We start from the raw sequence: 16,122 nt of genomic DNA, 5'->3' as shown, positions 1-16,122 counted from the left end.
ATCCTTCCTGGCGCACCATTTTTTCTTTTTGTAACTGTTTATTGGTTACAATAGTTAGTTACAAAGACAATTAGAATTTATTGTGCGCTAGTAGCTCAGCTGGATAGAGTACTTGGCTACGAACCAGGCGGTCGGAGGTTCGAATCCTTCCTGGCGCACCATTATTTAGAAGAACCCGATCTTTATGGTCGGGTTTTTTTATGCCTATAGAAAATTAAGTTAACCAATTGATAATATTATTAAGAAATATTAATTTAAGGTTATTATTGGGTAATTTGATTGTAATCAGTTTACTTCAAGGTGAATAGTGGCAGTGTATGGATATATCTCGCCATAAAACACTTTTTTTAATAAAGTGTGATCGTTTCGCATTTGACAAATACATTGATGTCGAGATAATCATTCTTTCTTTTTAGAATAAAAGAACATAATTTGTTAGTAAGTTACATACTAAATTTTACATTGTCACTATCATCAAAAAAGGAATAAAAGATGACAGACATTGGAAGTCTACTAGGGGAAGCTGCAACGTTAATGCTAACTGGCATGAGCGTCGTATTCATATTCCTTACCATTCTTGTCTACCTCGTTCAGCTTATGTCTAAGCTATTGCCCGTGGAGTTACCTCCGAAGCAAGCATTAGCGATTCAAAAAGCTCAGAATCCCGATCAAACAACAGTCCAGCCTCAAATTATTGCTGCGATCTCTGCTGCGGTTAAATTACACCGTCAAAAGAATCGATAAACTGTTTTAGGAAAATTATTACAAGGAGTTTGTAAGTATGTCTAAACCACTTTCTATCACTGATGTGGTACTTCGTGACGCTCATCAATCATTATTCGCCACTCGTATGCGCGTTGAAGACATGCTGCCTATAGCAGAGCAGCTTGATAAAATTGGCTATTGGTCATTAGAGACTTGGGGTGGAGCAACATTTGATGCATGCATTCGCTATCTAGGTGAAGATCCGTGGGAGCGCTTGCGTCTATTAAAGAAAGCGATGCCAAATACACCGATGCAAATGTTATTACGTGGCCAAAATCTTTTAGGTTATCGCCATTACGCAGATGATGTGGTTGAAAAGTTTGTAGAGCGAGCGCATGCAAATGGTATGGACGTTTTCCGTATTTTTGATGCCATGAATGATGTGAGAAACTTTCAAACAGCAGTAAAAGCTACGATAGATGTCGGTGCTCATGCTCAAGGGACACTTTCTTACACAACAAGCCCTGTGCATAATTCAGATACATGGGTTGATCTTGCGAAGCGCCTTGAAGATCTAGGTTGTCATTCTTTATGTATCAAAGATATGTCTGGCTTGCTTAAACCCTATGAAGCTGAAGAATTAATTACACGAATTAAAGCATCATGTGATGTACCTCTTGCTTTACATAGCCACGCAACAACTGGTTTATCTACCGCTACAGCCTTAAAAGCGGCAGAAGCAGGCATTGATATTTTAGATACATCAATCTCTTCTATGAGCCAAACTTACGGACATACACCGACAGAAACTGTAGTGGCAATGCTCGAAGGTACAGGTCGTGATACCAATCTTAACCTTGAACAATTAGATCCTATCGCGGCCTACTTCCGTGAAGTTCGTAAAAAATATGCGAAATTTGAAGGTCAGATGAAAGGGGTTGATTCACGAATCCTGATTGCTCAGGTTCCTGGTGGAATGTTAACTAATATGGAAAGCCAACTTAAAGAGCAGGGTGCTGCTGATAGGATGGATGAAGTATTACTCGAGATACCTAAAGTACGTAAAGATCTTGGCTATATCCCTCTTGTGACCCCAACATCTCAAATTGTGGGTACTCAAGCGGTAATTAATGTTCTTACTGGTGAGCGCTATAAAAGCATCACTAAAGAAACAGCGGGTGTATTGAAGGGTGAGTACGGAGCAGCACCTGCTGCTGTTGATGCAGAGTTACAAGCGCGAGTATTGGATGGTGCAGAAGCAATTACTTGTCGTCCTGCGGATTTATTGAAAGCAGAGCTTCATACCTTGACTGATGAGCTTGTCGCTAAGGCAAAAGAAGACAATATTGAATTGGCAGAGCAGCAAGTGGATGATGTGCTGACTTATGCATTATTCCCACAAGTTGGTTTGAAATTCCTCAACAATCGCAATAACCCAGAGGCATTTGAACCCGCACCAGGAACAGAAAAAGAAGCAGATATTAAAGCGGCGCCAGCGAAAGGTGGTGTTGAAGCTTATAGCGTGAAAGTTGATGGACAAATTTATAATGTAGAAGTTGGGCCTCAAGGTGTAATCTCTTCAGTCTCTCCAGTATCAGCTCAAGCAGCACCTGTTCAGTCAGCTCAATTATCTGCTGTAGATGCAGAATCTGTTGATGCGCCACTTGCGGGGACTATTTTTAAAGTCTTAGTGCAACCGGGTGCTGAAGTAGAAGAAGGTGATGTGTTACTTATTCTTGAAGCTATGAAGATGGAAACTGAAATCAGAGCTTCACGTAATGGAACAGTGCAGGATATTTTAACTAAGGAAGGCGATGCGGTAACTGTTGGTACACCGTTGCTTTCTCTAGCGTAGGGTAATTAAACATGGATGGTTTATTAACACTGTGGAATGAAACCGCAATTGCCAATTTTAAGTTTGAACAGCTTATTATGATTTTAGTTGGCTGTGGACTTTTATTCTTAGCAATAAAAAAAGGATTTGAACCGTTATTATTATTACCAATTGGTTTTGGTGCGGTATTAGCGAATATTCCAAACGCAGGATTTACTGAGCCTGGTGGGTTATTGTATTACGTTTATTATGTAGGGATTGAGACTGGGGTATTCCCATTGCTCATCTTTATGGGCGTGGGAGCAATGACTGATTTTGGTGCCTTAATTGCAAATCCAAAAACGTTATGGTTAGGCGCTGCGGCTCAAGTTGGTATTTTTGCTACGCTGTTTGGTGCCATACTACTTAACTTTGTGCCGGGTATGGAATTTACGTTAGCAGATGCTTCTTCAATCGCCATTATTGGCGGTGCAGATGGGCCAACCGCGATTTTCTTAGCAAGTAAGCTTTCTCCTGATTTATTAGGGGCAATTGCAGTTGCGGCATACAGTTATATGGCACTGGTTCCAATTATCCAACCGCCGATAATGAAAGCGTTAACGACACCGGAAGAGCGTCAAATAAAGATGGCACAACTGCGTCATGTTAGTAAGGCTGAGAAAATTATTTTCCCACTTGCTGTTTTATTGATGACTATTTTGTTTTTACCTTCAGCAACACCACTCGTTGGCATGTTCTGTTTAGGTAATTTAATGAAAGAATCAGGTGTGGTTGATCGCTTATCGAATACTGCTCAGAATGAATTGATTAACATTGTGACGATCTTCTTAGGTTTAGGTGTTGGCTCAAAACTAAAAGCAGAAACGTTCCTTAATGTAGAAACGTTAGGTATTTTATTGTTAGGTGCAGTTGCCTTCAGTGTCGGTACTGCTGGTGGTGTAATTATGGCCAAGATATTGAACAAGTATTCAAAAGAAGACATTAACCCTTTAATTGGTGCAGCGGGGGTATCTGCAGTACCAATGGCAGCACGAGTTGTTAATAAAGTAGGACTTGAGGCTAACCCTCAAAACTTTTTATTAATGCATGCTATGGGGCCAAATGTCGCTGGAGTACTTGGTTCTGCTGTTGCGGCTGGTATTTTATTGGCATTAGTTGGTTAATGTTGAATAAAACGTAACAAAAAAAGGGTGCTGATGCGCCCTTTTTTATTTTATGCTTATTGATATATTAGTATTAGTACGGGAATAGATTCAATCATGTTTGATTGGTTTAATGCAGATTCTGCATTGTGGGTGTTATTTAGTTCTGGTTTTTTAAGTGCGACCTTGCTACCTGGCGCGTCAGAAGCGAGCTTGATTGCAACGTTAAAACTAGATAGCTTCTCCATGTGGACAGTGATAACCGTTGCAACATTGGGAAATACGTTAGGCGGGATTACAAATTATTGGATTGGTTTGTTATTACCTAATAAAACTTCTTCACAAAAATATGGTCATAAAGCGATTCAATGGATAAAAAAATACGGTTATTGGACGTTATTGTTCAGTTGGTTACCAGTTATAGGTGATCCTCTTTGTCTTGCTGCTGGATGGCTACGAATGAGATTCTGGCCATGCGTAATTTTAATTGGGATAGGAAAGGCTGCACGATACCTTCTGTTATCGCTCGCAGTAAATGGGATTTTATAGGAACTAAAATGAAAAAATTATTAAGCCTCTCGATAATTCTGGCTCTAGCGGGTTGCAGTAACTCTGAATTTGAAGCGCCAAAAACATTCGACTTACCGCAAGGTGTGACTTTAATTGAGCAAGTTTTGCCAAAGGAAGGGACAACGGTAATTCCCTATCAGAAATATACATTAGAGAATGGTTTAACCGTTATTCTTAGCCCAGATCATTCAGATCCATTAGTTCATGTTGATGTCACTTATCACGTAGGCTCGGCACGTGAAGATATTGGTAAATCAGGGTTTGCACACTTCTTTGAGCATATGATGTTCCAAGGCTCAGAAAATGTGGGTGACCAGCAGCATTTTAAGATAATCACCGAAGCGGGTGGCACCTTAAATGGTACAACTAACCGCGACAGAACCAATTATTTTGAAACGGTTCCAGCTAATCAATTAGAGAAAATGCTCTGGCTAGAGTCTGATCGTATGGGCTTTTTAATTGATGCCGTTTCCCAAAAGAAATTTGAAATTCAGCGCAGTACTGTTAAGAATGAACGTGGTCAAAATTATGATAATCGACCTTATGGATTAATTTATGAGCGTATGGGAGAGGCTTTGTTTCCACAAGATCATCCTTACTCATGGCAAACCATTGGCTATGTTGAAGATTTAGACCGTGTAGACGTCAATGACCTTAAAGCATTCTTTTTACGTTGGTATGGCCCAAATAACGCAGTTATTACCATTGGTGGTGATTTAGACAGTAAACAGACGTTGGAATGGGTAAATAAATATTTCGGCTCAATCCCTCGTGGTCCTGAAGTTGAAGATGCCCCAAAACAGCCAGTAACGCTGACTGAAGATCGTTTTATTACTTTGGAAGATCGAATTCAACAACCAATGGTTATGATTGGTTGGCCAACAACTTATCGTGGTGAAAAAACGGAAGCTAGCCTTGATATGCTAGCAACCTTACTTGGTGATGGTAAAACGAGTTTGCTTTATCAAGATCTAGTTAAAACGGGTAAAGTCGTGGATACAGGAGCATTTCATGATTGTGCTGAACTTTCTTGTACCATGTATGTGTATGCGATGACGGATTCTAGTGATAAGAATGACCTTGCTATCGCATATAAAGAAGTGATGGATGTTTTAGATAAATTTGAGAAAGAAGGTGTATCTCAAGAAGATCTAGCAGAAGTGCAAGGCAGTGCAGAAGCCGGTGCGATTTTTGGCTTGCAGTCAGTTTCAGGAAAAGTGTCTCAACTTGCTTCTAATGAAACTTTTTATGGCAATCCAGACCAATTAGAAAAGCAATTAGCAGAACTTAAAGCGGTGACTCCAGAGAAGGTTTCTCAAGCTTTTAATTCGTATATAGCGAATAAATACAAGGTGACGCTAAGTGTGGTACCAAAAGGGAAAACGCAACTGCAAGTTAAAGCGCCTAACTTTACGACGCCGAAACGAGACTTACCTGAATACGAGAAAATTGATGACACTAGTTTAGCTGTACGTAAAGCCGTTGATGATTTTGACCGCTCAATTATGCCATTACCATCAAAGGCGGTTACTGCTAAAACACCAGATATTTTCCGTGCGCAATTAGCTAACGGTATTGAAGTCTTAGGCTCTGAAGCAATTGAAACACCAACGGTTCAATTACAAATCTCAATTCCTGCTGGAAATCGTTATGTGCCACGAGGCCAAGAAGGCTTAGCATCATTAACGGCTGCAATGATGGAAGAAGGGACTACAACATCAAGTTCTGAAGCGCTGCAAAAACGTTTAGATAAATTAGGCAGTGGGATCTCGTTTAATTCTGGTAGCTATACTACCGGGGTATCAGTATCTTCATTAACAAAAAATTTAGATGAAACATTGTCTATAGTAAATGAAATGTTGTTTTCTCCTGCATTCAAGCAAGCAGATTTTGAACGCCTACAAAAACAAGCTGTAGAAGGTTTGGTTTATAGTCATCAAAAACCATCATGGTTAGCGTCTCAAGCAACGCGAGAAGTGTTGTTCAAAGGTACAATATTTGACCGCTCACCAGATGGAACGATTGCTTCAGTAAAAAATCTAACTCTGGATGATGTAAAACGTTTTTATAAAGAAAACTATACACCAGTAGGAACACAGGTTGTGTCTGTAGGTGATATTAATAAATCAGATTTGATATCAAAACTCTCTTTTCTTTCTCTATGGAAAGGTGAAACACCACAATTGTTAGCACCACAACAATTACCAAAATTAACCCAACAAAAAGTGTATTTAATTGATAAGCCTAATGCACCTCAAAGTGTGATTCGTTTTGTTCGACAAGGTATGCCTTTTGATGCAACTGGTGAATTATTTGAAACACAACTTGCAAACTTTAATTTAGGTGGGAACTTCAATAGCCGAATTAACCAAAATCTTCGTGAAGATAAGGGTTATACCTATGGCGCTGGTGGCTATCTAACCGGTAATAAAGAAGTTGGAATGTCGATTTTTTATGCTCAAGTACGTGCAGATGTGACGCTTGAATCAATAAAAGAATTTACAGCAGAAATGCAGAAGTTTGCTAATGATGGTATGACAATGGATGAGCTTAATTTTATGCGTTTGGCGGTTGGTCAACAAGATGCATTAAAGTATGAAACACCAAGTCAGAAAGCAAATTTATTGGGTAAAATATTAACGTACTCGTTAGACGCTGATTTTATTGACGAACAAAATGAAATAATTGCTACTTTAGGTCGTGATGAATTTAATGAGTTAGCAACGAAGTGGTTTGATCCGACAAAATATCAAATCATTGTTGTTGGGGATAAAAAAGCACTAACACCAAAACTAAAAACACTAGGATTACCCGTTGAGTTAATCACTCTTAAGGAGTAACTATTGTTAGAAAAACGGCAATATCAAGCGTATATTGCCGTTTTTTCGTATCCAATCGTTATTAAAATTTGCTAATATCCCATGATATAAATCAACATTATGTTGAACTTACCTCAATAGCGAGAATGTATTTTGACCGAATTTATCAACCGATTACAGAAAGTCGCTTCCAATCCCCAGGCATTTAGAAAATCAGGCCGGGGAATTGAAAGAGAGACCCTGAGATTTACTCTTGGCGGGTCGCTTTCTTCAAACCCACATCCTGTGGGCGTAGGTTCAGCGTTAACTCATAAATACATAACAACAGATTTTGCAGAGTCGTTGTTAGAATTTATTACGCCAGTATCAAATGATGTAGATACTGTGATTAATCAGCTTGAAGATGTGCATCATTACACTGTATCTCATATGGGTGAAGAGAAGCTTTGGCCATTATCTATGCCGTGTTTTGTTACTAAAGACGACGATATAACATTAGCTCAATATGGCGACTCAAATGTAGGGAAACTAAAAACCACTTATAGAGAAGGCTTAAAGCGTCGCTATGGCAGTGTAATGCAGGTTATTTCTGGAGTGCATTTTAATTTCTCTTTTTCTACTGAGTTTTGGGATGAATTGTTTGGTGAGCAGACGGAAAAAGAGAGACAGGATTCTGTCTCTGATGCTTATTTTGCTTTGATCCGTAATTATTATCGCTTTGGTTGGTTAATCCCTTATTTCTTTGGAGCCTCCCCTGCATTATGCAGTTCATTCATCCAAGGTCGTGAAACAGCAATGGAGTTTGAATCATTAGGGAATACACTGTATTTACCATATGCTACGTCTTTAAGATTGAGTGATCTTGGTTATACTAATGATGCGCAAAGTGATTTAAAGATCAGTTTAAATAGCGTGAATGAGTACGTTGAAGGTTTAAATAAAGCAATTAAGACCCCTTCGGAAGAATTCGCTAAGATTGGTTTAAAAGAAGGCGACAAACATATTCAATTAAATGCAAATGTACTTCAAATTGAAAATGAGTTGTATGCACCAATTAGACCTAAACGAGTGACTAAATCAGGTGAGAGACCATCAGAGGCATTAGAACGTTCAGGGGTTGAATATATCGAAGTTCGTTCGCTAGATGTCAATCCATTTAGTTCGGTTGGTGTTGATAAAGATCAGGTTCGCTTTCTTGATCTCTTTTTAGCATGGGCAGTATTAACTGATTCAGCGCCAATGAATGACAGTGAAATGGCATGTTGGAAAGATAATTGGAATAAAATTGTTGAGCAAGGTCGTAAGCCAGGTTTAGAGCTTCAAATTGGTTGCCAAGGGGAACGTTTAACTCAAAAAGCATGGGCTGAACGAGTTTTTGATGACTTGCTTATCATTGCTAAAGAAATGGATGCTGCAAATGGTAACGATGAATACCAACAAACTCATCAACGGTTAACGGCAATGATTGAAGATCCTGAATTAACGATTTCAGGTCGACTACTTGCTGAAACTAAAAAGGGGGGAGGTATCGGTAAAATAGGCTGTGATCTTGCCGTTCAGCATCGAAAAACTCACCTTGAACATCAATATGGTTTTTATACAAAAGAAGAGTTGGATGCGGAAGTTTCTCGTTCTCTTCTTGCACAGAAAGAGATTGAATCGAAAGATACACAGTCATTCTCTGAATATTTAGAAGATTACTTTAGTTATTTGAAGTAATTAAAGTCAAATATTACAGCGCACTGTTATTCTATGGGTAGCAGTGCTTTTTTTTGAGTAAATTAAAATGAATTATAAATTTTCGATGCCAGTATTTGTATTATTACTGCTGTCAGGATGTGCAACAGCCCCACCAACTAAGCAAGATAATGTATGCGATATTTTTCGAGAAAAAAGCGGTTGGTACGATGATGCGAAAGACATGACAGAAGAGTACGGTACGCCAATCAATGTTGCGATGGCCATCATGAAGCAAGAAAGCAGTTTTCGCTCAGATGTTCGCCCGCCAAGGACTAAGTTATTAGGCTTTATTCCTTGGAGTCGCCCAAGCTCGGCTTATGGATATGCACAAGCTCAAGATCCAGTATGGGGTGAGTATGAGGATGATACGGGAGGAGGCTCTCGTAGTAGTTTTGATGATGCTATTATGTTTATTGGTTGGTATACCGATGGGTCACAAAAGCAACTAGGCATATCTAAGTGGGATCCTTACAACCAATACCTTGCTTATCATGAAGGTCGAGGTGGTTATAAACGCAAGAGCTATCAAAGTAAACCACAATTGATTAAGATAGCACGTAGAGTTGAATCTCAAGCTAAAACGTATGGCTGGCAATTAAAACAATGTAAAGCTGAGCTTGAAAGACAAAGTAGTTGGTGGTGGTAAACCATCATTCATAAATTAAAGGATTAAATTATGCCATTATTAGATAGCTTCACCGTTGATCATACTCGAATGGAAGCGCCTGCTGTTCGTATAGCAAAGAAAATGCAAACCCCAAAAGGCGATACAATTACCGTGTTTGATTTGCGTTTTACAGCCCCAAATAAAGATATCTTGTCAGAGAAAGGCATCCACACGTTAGAGCATCTATACGCTGGTTTTATGCGTAATCATCTAAATGGACCAGAAGTTGAGATTATTGACATATCACCAATGGGATGTCGCACTGGCTTTTATATGAGCTTGATTGGAACACCAATTGAAACAACAGTGGCAAATGCTTGGATTGCATCAATGGAAGATGTACTAAATGTTGAGGCTCAGAATAAAATCCCTGAATTGAATGAATATCAATGTGGTACTTATGCTATGCACTCTTTAGAAGAGGCGAAGGCAATTGCTACTGCTATCTTGGCTTCTGGTATTCGAGTGAATAAAAACGATGAACTCGCATTACCTGATTCAATGCTAAAAGAATTATCAGTCGATTAGTTTTTACGGTTTAATCGATGTAAAAAATCCCGTATTAGCTCGCTAATACGGGATTTTTTTAAGCGGTATTTTATTTTTTTGAACTTGGGAACACTTTAACTAAATTAATCTTGTTTTCTTCAACGGCAATGATTTTCATATTGTGCTGTTCAATTTCCAAATTAATGTTCGTTTTTGGTATTTCCTCCAAATGCTCAAGAATTAAGCCGTTTAATGTTCTTGGACCATCAGTTGGTAAATCCCATTTTAGCCCTTTATTTATATCTCTGATATTGGCGCTGCCTTCTATCATAAAGCTACCGTCAGGTTGAGGCATTATTTCTTCAGCTAAGCTTGGTGCCATTGATGTGGTAAACTCGCCCACGATCTCTTCTAAAATATCTTCAAGAGTCACTAAACCTTGGATGTCGCCATATTCATCTACAACAAGACCAATACGTTCTTTATTACGCTGAAATTTTAATAATTGGCTGTTTAATGGCGTCGCTTCAGGAATAAAGTAAATCTCATCAGCTGCTCTTAATAAGGTTTCTTTTGTCATCTCGTTTTTTTCAAGCATCAAACGGTATGATTCTCGTAAGCGAAGCATTCCGACAACTTCATCAATTTGATCTCTATACAGAACAATTCGACCATGAGGAGAATGCGCTAATTGGCGAGAAATTGATTTCCAGTCATTATTAATATCGATACCAGTGATCTCACTGCGAGGCACCATAATATCGTTTACAGTTACGTGTTCTAAATCTAAAATTGAAATAAGCATTTCTTGGTGTCGACGAGGGATTAGTCCGCCAGCTTCATGTACAACGGTACGCAATTCTTCTGAACTTAAGTTATCTTTATTACCACTATGTGTACCAAGGCCGAGTATTTTTAAAAAACCGTTAGTAATTAAGTTCACTAAAATAACGAGAGGAGAAAGTAGCTTCATTAGAATGTTAAGTACAATACTACTGCTATAAGAGACTCGTTCAGGGTACATTGCGGCTAGTGTTTTTGGTGTAACCTCAGCAAAGACAAGGATAACAAGAGTTAAAATACCAGTGGCAATAGCAACACCATAATCACCATAAAGACGCATACCTAGTATGGTGGCAATAGCAGAGGCAAGGATATTAACAAGGTTATTTCCGATAAGGATCAGCCCAATAAGACGGTCAGGGCGACTTAATAATTTTTCTACACGTTTTGCACCTTTATGACCTTGATTCGATAGGTGCTTTAAGCGATAGCGGTTTAAGGACATCATGCCAGTTTCTGAACTGGAGAAGTAACCTGAGATAACAATAAGTACAGCAAGTAGAGTAAATAGGGCGCCGGTTGATATGTCGTCCAAGTGTCTAAGTCCTCAATTTTAAAATAATAGTAAAACGTATTTATCAATACTAATGGTAATGATGTCAATTTTGATCGTGAAAAATGAGCGGATTATCGTTATTAAGTAAGAATAACTTCTTGAACAAAACGGCTACCAAAATAGGCAAGAGTTAATAAAAAAGCCCCAGTAAGACTAAACCATAGTGCCTTTTGTCCACGCCAGCCTTGACGGTAATGTCCCCAAGTTAATACGGCATAGATAATCCAAGCTAAAAATGAAAGCACAGCCTTATGAGCTTTGCCTTGAGCAAACATATCTTGAATGAATGTGAGGCCTGTCAATAAAGTTAGAGTTAATAGCCCTAAACCCACAAGAATGATCTTGAAAAGTTGACGTTCCACCATCATTAATGGAGGAAGGTTAGGATTGAGTGTTAATGATTTTTTACTTTTTAGTTTATGATCAAGCCAAGCAAGTTGTAGAGCATAAAGAGTCGCTATCATTAGTGTAGAGTACGCGAATAATGCTAACGATATATGAATTAGTAGACTTGGGTGCGTTTCTAAATGGGTAATAAAAGCACCCGGTAAGAAAGTGGCAGCTAATAAATTAATAGCAGAGAAGCTATAAACAACAGGTAGAATAAACCACACTCTAAATTTAAGCATTGCAGCGCTCATTACCAAAGAGATAATAAAACTAATGAGAGACGCGACATTTAAAATACTTAGATTTTGTCCAAAACTGTTGAGAATTAGCTCTTTTAATTGCCAGGCATGAAGAAGCAACGCAAGAGATGCGCATATAAATACAACATTGGTTTGAATTTTATTTTGACCTGCTAAGCCTGGAACAATAAAAGCTAAAGCAAGAAAGTAAAAAAGTGCAGCACTAATTGCTGTAATGGCATCCATAATTAACAGTTCATCTAATTTATCAACAATTTGATTATACCCTCTAGAGGCCAATCTCGGTAGGTGTGATTCAGTTAGTATAAAAAATTTTAATTATAACGTCTCAGATTTAGGTATAATCGGAGATATGGTCGCAAAGTAGGCGCAGAATATGTTTGATAATTTAACGGATAGACTATCCAAGACCCTGAAAAATATCAGTGGTAAAGGTCGATTAACAGAAGACAACATTAAAGAAACGTTACGTGAAGTACGCATGGCTCTATTAGAAGCTGATGTTGCTTTGCCTGTTGTTCGTGATTTTGTTAAACGAATAAAAGAAAATGCTGTAGGGGTTGAGGTATCTAAAAGCTTAACTCCAGGTCAAGAATTCATTAAAATCGTTCAGTCGGAACTAGAAGCTATTATGGGAGACTCAAATGAGGCTCTTAATTTAGCGTGTCAGCCGCCTGCGGTTATTTTAATGGCAGGTTTACAAGGTGCGGGTAAAACGACCAGTACCGGTAAATTAGCGAAGCTATTAAAAGAAAGAGATAAAAAGAAAGTACTTGTTGTATCTGCCGATGTATATCGTCCAGCGGCAATCAAGCAATTAGAAACATTAGCGGCAGAAGTTGAAGTAGATTTCTTCCCATCAAGTGCAGATCAAAAGCCAATTGATATTGTTGATGGTGCAATTAGTCACGCTAAATTAAAGTTTTTTGATGTTGTTATCGTGGATACCGCTGGTCGTCTAGCTGTTGATACGGAAATGATGGAAGAAATTAAGCAGCTTCATGAGCATGTGAATCCAATTGAAACGTTATTTGTTGTTGATGCAATGACGGGTCAAGATGCTGCGAATACTGCAAAAGCTTTTGGTGATATTTTACCGCTTACAGGTGTGATTCTAACCAAAGTTGATGGTGATGCTCGTGGCGGTGCTGCGTTATCGGTTCGCCATATTACGGGTAAACCAATTAAATTCTTGGGTGTAGGCGAAAAAACGGATGCACTAGAACCGTTCCATCCAGAACGTATAGCTTCTCGTATTTTAGGTATGGGTGATGTTCTTTCTTTAATTGAAGATCTAGAGAAGAACGTAGATAAAGAAAAAGCAGAACGATTAGCGAAAAAGTTCAAAGAGAAAAAAGGGTTTGATCTTGAAGATTTTCGTGAGCAGCTTGGTCAGATGACAAATATGGGCGGCATGATGGGCATGATGGATAAGCTCCCAGGAATGTCTCAGTTGCCCGATAATGTTAAAGATAAAGTGGATGATAAAATGTTCAATCAAATGGAAGCAATTATTAATTCCATGACAATGAAAGAACGTCAACGTCCAGAGCTAATTAAAGGTTCACGTAAAAAGCGTATTGCAGCAGGTTCTGGTACTCAAGTACAAGATGTAAATCGAATGCTGAAACAATTTACTCAAATGCAAAAAATGATGAAAAAAATGCAGAAGGGTGGAATGAAAGGCATGATGCGTAATATGCAAGGAATGATGGGCGGTGGAATGGGCGGTATGGGTGGCTTTGGTCGCTAACTGTTAATTCACATTCTCCAAATGTAAAAACCAGATAACAAGGTGCGACAAGTTAATTTATTGATAAATTTAACCTAGCGCACCTTTTTTACCTAATTTTTTCACTAATTACAGAAATAATTGGCGAAAAAGTAGCTAAAGCCCTTGCATTGAAAACTCATAAGAGTAAAATTCCGGGGCTTTATTTTGGCACGAGGGCTCAATAAAAATTATTTTTTTTGAGCCAATTTAATTTTTGTACGAAGCAAATAGAGGACGATATGGTTACCATTCGTTTGGCACGTCACGGCGCTAAGAAGCGTCCATTTTATCAAATCGTAGTAGCGGACAGCCGTTTTAAATCAACTGGTCGTTACATTGAGAAAGTAGGTTTCTTTAACCCTACAGCACAAGGTCAAGAAGAAGGTCTTCGTTTAGATCTTGATCGCGTTAACCATTGGGTTGGTTTAGGCGCTGGTCTTTCTGATCGTGTAGCTAAGCTAGTTAAAGACGCTAACAAAGCGGCTTAATTTAGTTGGTTAAAGGTAAAGATTTTATGAGTAAGCAAGACGAAGTAATTGTTGTAGGTAAGTTCGGAGCTTCCTATGGTATTCGTGGATGGTTGAAAGTAGTTTCTTTTACTGATCAACCTGAAAGTATTTTCGACTACAAACCTTTACTTATTAAAGTAAAAGATGAGTGGGTCGAGTTTTCAGTCGAAAGCTGGAAACGTCATAAAGGTTTGGTGTGCAAACTGGAAGGGTTAGAAGTTAGAGAAGAAGCTCAAGCTTATACTAATCTGGAAATTGCAGTTAAAGCAGATGTATTACCTGAACTGTCAGAAGATGAATTCTACTGGCGTGAATTGTTTGGTATGGAAGTGGTCACAACCCAAGGTTACGGCCTAGGTATTGTTGACGACATCTTTGAAACCGGATCAAACGATGTTCTTGTAGTCAAAGCAAACCTGAAAGATGCTTTTGGTAAAAAGGAACGTTTGATTCCTTTTATTGATGAGCAAGTGATCAAAATAATTGATCGTGAGGCTCAACGGATCGAAGTTGACTGGGATCCTGGGTTCTAAACCCTAGGTAAAGCGAGGGCACATGTGGGTTGGGGTTATAAGCCTATTTCCTGAAATGTTCCGTTCGGTTACCGATTTTGGGGTAACTAGCCAAGCTATTAAAAAAGGTATTTTATCTATAGAGACATGGAATCCTAGAGATTTCACTCAAGATAAACATCGCACTGTTGATGACCGACCTTATGGTGGTGGCCCTGGTATGCTTATGATGGTTCAGCCTTTGCGCGATGCCATTACTGCAGCCAGAGAAGCAGCACCAGGCAAAACGAAAGTTATTTACCTTTCACCTCAAGGCCGTACGTTAAATCAAGCGGGTGTCGAGGAGTTAGCCACGAACGAGAATTTAATTCTTATTTGCGGTCGATACGAAGGTGTAGATGAGCGCATAATACAATCTGAAGTTGACGAAGAATGGTCAATTGGGGATTTTGTGCTTACAGGCGGGGAACTCCCTGCTATGACGTTGATTGATTCTGTCTCTCGGTTTGTTCCGGGGGTACTAGGTGATTTCGCGTCCGCTGAAGAAGATTCTTTTGCTGACGGTTTGTTAGATTGTCCGCACTATACAAGACCTGAGGTTTTGGATGGTAAGGAAGTACCTAGTGTACTTAAATCTGGAAATCATAAAGATATCGCTCGTTGGCGAATGAAACAATCGTTGGGCCGTACTTGGCTAAGAAGACCAGAGCTCCTGGGAAATCTAGCTCTGACTGACGAACAGGAATTATTACTGGCTGAATTTGTTCGTGAAGAACATCAGCAAAGTAAGTAATTAAGAAATTTAGTATCAGTTTATTCTAGGATATACAAAAATGAGCAACATCATTAAAGCTATTGAAGATGAGCAACTAAAGCAAGATCTACCTAAGTTTTCACCAGGTGATACTGTTATAGTTCAAGTTAAAGTTAAAGAAGGTGAGCGTGAGCGTCTACAGGCTTTCGAAGGCGTTGTAATCGCTATTCGTAACCGTGGTCTTCACTCTGCGTTTACTGTACGTAAAATTTCTAACGGTGAAGGTGTTGAGCGTACGTTCCAAACACATTCTCCAGTTGTAAACAGCATCGAAGTTAAACGTCGCGGTGCAGTACGTCGTGCCAAGTTGTACTACCTACGTGAGCGTTCTGGTAAATCAGCTCGTATCAAAGAGAAGCTGTCTAAAAAGTAACGCACACGAGAACGTTCTCAAATGTGCTATAAAGGTGCGCTGTTATCAGCGCACCTTTTTTTATGCTTAAATTTAATTGTAAATAATTCTTTACTATTTTATTATTTTGTATTTATTTTATTACA

The 16,122-nt window shown here is 38.9% G+C and carries 15 protein-coding genes and 1 tRNA gene; 14 read left to right on the top strand and 2 right to left on the bottom strand.

Annotated features, from left to right (window positions below; all coding sequences use genetic code 11):
- Positions 1–84: 84 nt before the first annotated feature.
- From A6E03_RS18150 to luxS, 9 genes are all read left to right on the top strand, one after another.
- Positions 85–161 (top strand) — tRNA-Arg (locus tag A6E03_RS18150).
- A 331-nt stretch (positions 162–492) separates the two neighbouring features.
- Positions 493–744 (top strand): oxaloacetate decarboxylase subunit gamma, encoded by a 252-nt coding sequence (locus A6E03_RS18145; protein WP_065594320.1) that lies wholly within the window; start codon positions 493–495, stop codon positions 742–744.
- 37 nt (positions 745–781) lie between these two features.
- The gene (gene oadA, locus A6E03_RS18140) at positions 782–2,560 is read left to right on the top strand and encodes a sodium-extruding oxaloacetate decarboxylase subunit alpha (protein ID WP_065594321.1); all 1,779 of its coding nucleotides are present in this window, start codon (positions 782–784) and stop codon (positions 2,558–2,560) included.
- 11 nt (positions 2,561–2,571) lie between these two features.
- Entirely contained in the window at positions 2,572–3,702 is a 1,131-nt protein-coding gene (locus tag A6E03_RS18135; RefSeq protein WP_065594322.1) for a sodium ion-translocating decarboxylase subunit beta, read from the top strand.
- Between the two features lie 96 nt (positions 3,703–3,798).
- The gene (locus A6E03_RS18130) at positions 3,799–4,230 is read left to right on the top strand and encodes a YqaA family protein (protein ID WP_065594323.1); all 432 of its coding nucleotides are present in this window, start codon (positions 3,799–3,801) and stop codon (positions 4,228–4,230) included.
- Between the two features lie 8 nt (positions 4,231–4,238).
- Complete coding sequence (locus A6E03_RS18125) at positions 4,239–7,091, top strand: pitrilysin family protein (protein WP_065601448.1); 2,853 nt, start codon at positions 4,239–4,241, stop codon at positions 7,089–7,091.
- A 132-nt stretch (positions 7,092–7,223) separates the two neighbouring features.
- The gene (gene gshA / locus A6E03_RS18120) at positions 7,224–8,789 is read left to right on the top strand and encodes a glutamate--cysteine ligase (protein ID WP_065594325.1); all 1,566 of its coding nucleotides are present in this window, start codon (positions 7,224–7,226) and stop codon (positions 8,787–8,789) included.
- Between the two features lie 67 nt (positions 8,790–8,856).
- Complete coding sequence (locus A6E03_RS18115; RefSeq protein ID WP_065601447.1) at positions 8,857–9,456, top strand: hypothetical protein; 600 nt, start codon at positions 8,857–8,859, stop codon at positions 9,454–9,456.
- Positions 9,457–9,486: 30 nt separating this feature from the next.
- Positions 9,487–10,005, top strand: coding sequence for an S-ribosylhomocysteine lyase (gene luxS / locus A6E03_RS18110; RefSeq protein WP_065601446.1), 519 nt, complete (start codon positions 9,487–9,489; stop codon positions 10,003–10,005).
- Between the two features lie 70 nt (positions 10,006–10,075).
- Here luxS and A6E03_RS18105 read toward each other — a convergent pair whose 3' ends face one another.
- Together A6E03_RS18105 and A6E03_RS18100 are read right to left on the bottom strand one after the other, a co-directional pair.
- The gene (locus tag A6E03_RS18105; protein ID WP_065601445.1) at positions 10,076–11,344 is read right to left on the bottom strand and encodes an HlyC/CorC family transporter; all 1,269 of its coding nucleotides are present in this window, start codon (positions 11,342–11,344) and stop codon (positions 10,076–10,078) included.
- A gap of 101 nt (positions 11,345–11,445) precedes the next feature.
- Positions 11,446–12,240: an inner membrane protein YpjD gene (locus A6E03_RS18100; RefSeq protein WP_065594329.1), complete on the bottom strand. Its 795-nt coding sequence runs from the start codon at positions 12,238–12,240 to the stop codon at positions 11,446–11,448.
- Positions 12,241–12,391: 151 nt separating this feature from the next.
- Here A6E03_RS18100 and ffh point away from each other — a divergent pair, with 151 nt between their 5' ends.
- The 5 genes from ffh (at position 12,392) to rplS (ending at position 15,997) form a co-directional block, all read left to right on the top strand.
- Entirely contained in the window at positions 12,392–13,768 is a 1,377-nt protein-coding gene (gene ffh / locus A6E03_RS18095; RefSeq protein ID WP_065594330.1) for a signal recognition particle protein, read from the top strand.
- A gap of 260 nt (positions 13,769–14,028) precedes the next feature.
- Entirely contained in the window at positions 14,029–14,277 is a 249-nt protein-coding gene (gene rpsP, locus A6E03_RS18090; RefSeq protein WP_026025303.1) for a 30S ribosomal protein S16, read from the top strand.
- Positions 14,278–14,303: 26 nt separating this feature from the next.
- Positions 14,304–14,831, top strand: a complete 528-nt coding sequence (gene rimM, locus A6E03_RS18085) for a ribosome maturation factor RimM (protein ID WP_065594331.1) — start codon at positions 14,304–14,306, stop codon at positions 14,829–14,831.
- Between the two features lie 22 nt (positions 14,832–14,853).
- A complete protein-coding gene (gene trmD, locus A6E03_RS18080; RefSeq protein ID WP_065594332.1) occupies positions 14,854–15,603 on the top strand; it encodes a tRNA (guanosine(37)-N1)-methyltransferase TrmD in 750 nt (249 codons plus the stop codon).
- Positions 15,604–15,643: 40 nt separating this feature from the next.
- Complete coding sequence (gene rplS / locus A6E03_RS18075) at positions 15,644–15,997, top strand: 50S ribosomal protein L19 (RefSeq protein WP_065594333.1); 354 nt, start codon at positions 15,644–15,646, stop codon at positions 15,995–15,997.
- The last annotated feature ends 125 nt before the right edge of the window (positions 15,998–16,122 follow it).

Origin of the sequence: Aliivibrio sp. 1S128, assembly GCF_001691065.1 — a bacterium.
Taxonomy (GTDB): domain Bacteria; phylum Pseudomonadota; class Gammaproteobacteria; order Enterobacterales; family Vibrionaceae; genus Aliivibrio.
Note: the sequence above shows the minus strand (reverse complement) of the source record. Positions and strands in the feature narration are given on the sequence as shown.